2 protein-coding genes are annotated in these 2,017 nt (G+C 62.2%); both read right to left on the reverse strand.

Annotated features, from left to right (window positions below):
• Positions 1–3: 3 nt before the first annotated feature.
• A complete protein-coding gene (locus tag L0G76_RS15930; RefSeq protein WP_092102453.1) occupies positions 4–1,086 on the reverse strand; it encodes a fatty acid desaturase family protein in 1,083 nt (360 codons plus the stop codon).
• A gap of 155 nt (positions 1,087–1,241) precedes the next feature.
• Complete coding sequence (locus L0G76_RS15935; protein WP_304358105.1) at positions 1,242–2,000, reverse strand: response regulator; 759 nt, start codon at positions 1,998–2,000, stop codon at positions 1,242–1,244.
• Between the last annotated feature and the right edge of the window lie 17 nt (positions 2,001–2,017).

The following is a 2,017-nucleotide window of genomic DNA, read 5'->3' on the forward strand; positions in this document are numbered from 1 at the left end:
GCCTCAGCGTGAGCGGAACTGCGCGGTGACTGGGCAGTCGAAGGGGTCGGCCTGGCCCAGTCCGACCCGGTTGAGGTAGCGGACGATGATGCCGAATGATTCGAAGAGAGTCGTCTCCGTGTACTTGATGTCCTTCTGCGCACAGTATTCGCGCACCATGGGCTGGACTTTGTGCAGGTTGACGCTGGGCATGCTGGGGAACAGATGGTGTTCGATCTGGTAATTCAGTCCGCCCATGAGGAAGCCCATCGGGCGGCCGCCGGAGATGTTGCGTGACATCAATGTCTGGCGACGCAGGAAGTCGATCTTGACGTCCTTGGGAACGATCGGCTGGCCCTTGTGGTTAGGAGCGAACGAGCCGCCCATGTGCACACCGAAGACCATGACCTGGACGATGAAGAAGACGCTGCCGATAAGGGGGCCTGCGGCCCAGATGGCGATGAGCGGGAATCCGATGATGCGGATGGCAATGAGGACGCCTTCGGTCCAGCGGCGCTTGATCGAGGACTGTCCCTTGATGATGGCCTTGACCGAGTTCACGTGCAGCTGCAGACCGGCCAGGGTCAGCAGCGGGAAGAAGAACCAGCCCTGACGCGCAGCGAGCCATTTCGACAGGCCGGTGCGCTCCCGGGCATCTTCGGCGGTGAAGACCAGAGCGCCCGGTGCGATGTCACCGTCGACGCCTGCCTTGTTCGGGTTGGCGTGGTGAAGTGCGTTGTGCTTCTTCAGCCACCAGCCGTAGCTGAGGCCGATGAACAGGTTGCCGATGATGGTTGAGACCCATTCCCCGACCTTGCCGTTGGTGAAGATCTGACGGTGCGCCGCATCGTGGGCGACATACGCCGTCTGAGTGAAGAGGATCCCGAAGACGACTGCTGTGGCCATCTGCCACCAGCTTTCGCCGATGAGGAAGAGCATGGCGAAGGCGACGATGTAGGAGAGTCCGATGAGGACGAAGCGCAGGGTGTTCCAGCCGGGGCGGCGTGCCAGCAGACCGGCCTCTTTGACCTGGGCCATCAGCGCACTGAAGTCGCTGGTGAACTCCTGCTTGTCAGTGCCGCGATTGGCTCGCCTTCGCTCGAGCACCTCAGCCCTTGATTCTTTCCCAAGAGGGGGTGTCGGCAGGGGCCTATTCACGACATCGACTGGTTCCATATTACTTACGGTACGAGGCGGACCGTCCTCTTGGCGTCACCCCAGAGCACCGTATTTCACCCCGTACCCCGGTAGGGGGTGATTCGTCAGACCTGTGCGCCGGGGACCACGAGGCCTGATTCGTAGGCGGCGATGACCGCTTGAGCGCGATCTCGGGCATCGAGTTTGTAGAGGATTCGTGACACATGGGTCTTGACCGTCTGCACGGCGATGAATAGTGAGGCGGCGATCTCTGTGTTCGTCTCACCGCGGGCCACCAGCACCAAGATCTCGCGTTCACGGTCGGTGAGATCTGGCAGGGCCGCAGAGTTCGAAGTCTGTGGTCCTGCAGCGAAATGCTCGATGACGCGGCGGGTGACGCTCGGGGCCAGCAGTCCCTCCCCCGAGGCCACTACCCGCACCGCCTCGGCGAGTTCGTTGGGTGGGGCATCTTTGAGGAGGAAGCCGCTGGCTCCGGCACGGATCGCATCGAAGACATAGTCGTCGATGTCGAAGGTCGTGAGCATGATGATGCGCGGAACGTCGTCGACGATGGCGTTCGAATCCGTAGCAGACGGTATCGATGTCGGCGCTCGCGGGTTCGTCGTCTGCGACTCCGGCGTCTGCGGGTTCGTCGCCGGCCGAGACCTGGCCGCCAGGATTTCACGGGTGGCTTCGATCCCGTCGAGTTCGGGCATGCGCACGTCCATAAGGACGATGTCGGGATTCAGCTCGGCGACGAGACTGACGCAGTCGACGCCGTCCTGCGCCTGGCCCACCACCTCGATGTCGGGGTGCGCGTCCAGCAGCGCGGCAAATCCTGCTCGAACCATTGCCTGATCATCGGCAATCACGATGCGAATCACGCGTTGCTCCTCTCATC

This window comes from Brevibacterium picturae (assembly GCF_030453725.1).
Taxonomy (GTDB): Bacteria; Actinomycetota; Actinomycetes; order Actinomycetales; family Brevibacteriaceae; genus Brevibacterium; species Brevibacterium sandarakinum_A.